Annotated in this window: 3 protein-coding genes and 1 pseudogene; 2 read left to right on the top strand and 2 right to left on the bottom strand. The window is 43.9% G+C overall.

The annotated features are described in order from the left end of the window. Positions 1-26 precede the first annotated feature (26 nt). Positions 27-845, bottom strand: a complete 819-nt coding sequence (locus tag H6F50_RS24150) for a DUF3598 family protein (protein WP_190430637.1) — start codon at positions 843-845, stop codon at positions 27-29. Positions 846-891: 46 nt separating this feature from the next. Continuing rightward, positions 892-1,794 carry a permease-like cell division protein FtsX gene (locus tag H6F50_RS24145; RefSeq protein ID WP_190430636.1) on the bottom strand — a complete coding sequence of 301 codons (903 nt, stop codon included), beginning with the start codon at positions 1,792-1,794 and terminating at the stop codon, positions 892-894. A gap of 180 nt (positions 1,795-1,974) precedes the next feature. Between H6F50_RS24145 and H6F50_RS24140 the strand changes: the two genes are divergently transcribed. Beyond that, positions 1,975-2,850, top strand: coding sequence for a GNAT family N-acetyltransferase (locus H6F50_RS24140; RefSeq protein ID WP_190430635.1), 876 nt, complete (start codon positions 1,975-1,977; stop codon positions 2,848-2,850). 124 nt (positions 2,851-2,974) lie between these two features. Continuing rightward, positions 2,975-3,061 (top strand): annotated as a pseudogene (locus H6F50_RS27385) (peptide deformylase); the annotation flags it as partial.

Below are 3,061 nucleotides of genomic sequence, written 5' to 3'. Positions count from 1 at the left end.
TGCTTCTGTGCGATTAACTTTGTTTGTCACACTTTACGCTCTGTAACTAGGGTAAGGCTAATCCATTCCCCTTTATCGCTATAGCGGCGAATCATTCGCTGACGCAAATCAGGTTTCAATAACCAACCTACTTCTAGAACAAAAGATTGACCCGTTTTTACTTGCAGCGGACAATTGCAAGAGGCACCATCCGGTAAGAACAACACTTGAACGGGTAGGGAACCTTGCTCAAAGCGGAGAATGTTACCGTTCATTCTTGCAGTTGAGGTAAAGATACGATCGCCAAAGCTCAATTGCTGAATTATGTTTCCACTCTCTTCATAATCAACTTTGAGCTTGGTGGAATAAGTATCGGGTGAGCGATAATCTGGATAGATTGTTACTGCTTCTCCCTGCCATTCTCCTATCAGTTGGTCTAGAGTTAAATGCGGTCGTTCCGGAACATCTGAACCAGCTAGCTTTTCTCGAATTAAGGTGACTTTATCTAATTGACCGTCTCGATTAAATATCTGCACCAGACGCAGACGCCGGTTGCCGTCAATTAAGCCAAGTTCAGCTCCAAATTCGGAAAAAGGAGCGAGTTGAATCGAACCTTGGGAAAAAGATCCATTTTCAAAAAATAGAACGCTTTTTCCTAAGGAACTATATTCGAGAACTTTCTCGTCTGGGGGTTGACCAGGTGGTAAGCGGCGGATGATTTGGCGAATGGTGTGGTTATTGTCTAGACCTTCTAGGGAAACAACGGTAGGAGTATCTTCCTGTAATTCTCCAGTAGGGGAGAGACGGGTAAATGAACCTTGCCATTCCCCTAAATTTTGCAGCAAACGTTCCCATTGTGATGCCATAAAAATTTTTAATTTTTAGTTTTGATTTTTGAGTTTTAACTGCCAACTATCGCAAAGCAAAGCGGCGGACAGCAAACAAACTTCCCATTAAGCCGACTGAACCGCCTAAACAAAGCAAAATCAGTGGCAACATTAAAACTTGGAGAGGGCTTAATTGCAGTCCGTTCGCCAGAAATTGAATAAAATCGGGTTGGGCTGATAACAAATTGCTCAAAGTACGCTGAATCGTGCTAATCAGAACCCAAGCGATCGCTGCCCCAACTAAACCAAAGCTAATGCCTTGTAATATAAACGGTAGATAAATCCAAGCGGTCGTTGCTCCCACCAGTTGCATAATCTCGATCTCACGCCGTCGGGCCATCACAATCAGGCGAATCGTTGTGGTAATTACTGCAACTGCGGTCATCGTTAGGACAGTAGTGATCGTAAGACTGACATAGCTCAAACCTTTATTGAGCTGAGCCAGCCGTTGTACCGCCTCATCGACATACTGCACGTCATCTACCCCTGGCACTTTCCCCAGCTTCTGCGCCAAGACAGGTACTGCCTCAGAAGTCCGCGCCTTGACTTTCAGCTCATCCACCAGAGGATTTCCTTCGAGTTGCTGGGTGGCACCATCAATCTCTGACATTCCCAGCTCTTTGACCAAGGATTCCCAAGCTTGCTCTTTGGAAATAGTTTTTACATCGACCACTTCTGGCATTTTTCCCACGATTGGGGCAACAAGTTCCACCCGCGCTCCGGGATCTAAATATACAGATACTTCCAACTGGCTGCCGAATTGAGTCAGCAAACGCTCAAGCTGCCAAGATGCCTGTAAACTCATGCCGAATAAAAACAGCAAAACAGTAACGGTACTGATTGCCGCCCAATTCATCCAACCTCCACGCCGCAATCCCAGGAAGGTTTCGCGCAGCAGGTAGTCTAGTTTGCTCAGAAATTTAAACACGAATTTCCTCTTCAACCACAGCCATCATCAGAGAGTTTATAGCATGGGCGTTCGATTCTTTGAAGAATAGATTATTAGAGCTGCATTAGATTCTACTCTCCCAAACTGCTCCCACTTGCCTTGAAAGTCTAAGGTGTTGTAGTATTTGTAGTATAAAGTGTTGATAATTATGCTTAAGTTATGAATCAGTATCGTTTTAAACGCTCATTCTCTACTGACTCCAGTTTAAGTAATAAGTTGTTTGACTTGGTTGAAATCGTATTTTCTGGAATAGGGGAATTGGCAGAATGCGGGAGAAAATTAGGTGCATCTTGGGAAGAGGCTTCGACTCCTTTTATTCGCTTCCATGAGGACATAGCTATTACCCATATAGGAGTGTTAGAAATTCCTATGCAAATTATGGGACAAAGGGTGACGGTGGGGGGAATACATGGAGTCTGCACGCGGGCAGAATTTCGCAGACGCGGCTACTACCGCGAAGTGATGGAGGAGGTGCTGGAATATTGCGATAAACGCTATGAAGCGCTGGTATTGACAACACCGAACCCGGAGTTTTATACGCCTTTTGGCTTTCGGAAACTCGAAGAATACGTGTTTAAAATTAGAGGGGAGTCCCAAAGTAGCAGGGATGGTTTTAGAATACTGAATTTTGATAACGACAAAGATTTAAAATTGCTACATAGACTGTTAGAAACGCGGATACCAGTTTCTAATATTGTTGGAGTTGTGAAAGAAAAAGCCGTATTTTGCTTTAATGAAGGAAGTCACCCTATATATTATGCAGAAGATTTGGATTTAATCGCTTGCATGGAGATAAAAGAGACTCAACTCCACCTTTTTGATATCGTGGCAACGCAGATATGCCCATTGAAAGAAATTATCAACAGAATACCCCAAACCATTGAAGACGTGACGATATACTTTAGTCCTGAACTTTTGGATCTAGGAGATATCACAGCATTTCCCCACACGTTTGATGAGACGGTGCTGATGGTGAGGGGGAAATTTGCAGCAGAGGGAGAAAAATTTATGTTACCGCGTTCGGCGCGTTGTTGATGAAAGTAGGCGTTGGAAGACGAGTGTAAGGGAGTTAAGCCGTAAGGGAGCTAACAACTGAGAACTGTTAAGATAAAAAAACTCCACCCTTAAACATAAAGCTGTATCTGCGAGCCAGAATGCTATGACGACTGAAGTTGCCGTCGAAAAGAAAAAGTTAGAAAAACCGCCATTAGAAATTCACTATATGGGCGATCGCGTCCTGCGTCAG

Origin of the sequence: Coleofasciculus sp. FACHB-712 (genome assembly GCF_014695635.1) — a bacterium.
Lineage (GTDB): Bacteria > Cyanobacteriota > Cyanobacteriia > Cyanobacteriales > FACHB-T130 > FACHB-T130.
This window is presented reverse-complemented; position numbering and strand designations above follow the sequence as displayed.

Excerpts from the sequence above, each read along its gene's own strand:
- H6F50_RS24150 (WP_190430637.1), bottom strand. The coding sequence starts at position 845 with ATGGCATCACAATGGGAACGTTTGCTGCAAAATTTAGGGGAATGGCAA.
- H6F50_RS24140 (WP_190430635.1), top strand. The coding sequence starts at position 1,975 with ATGAATCAGTATCGTTTTAAACGCTCATTCTCTACTGACTCCAGTTTA.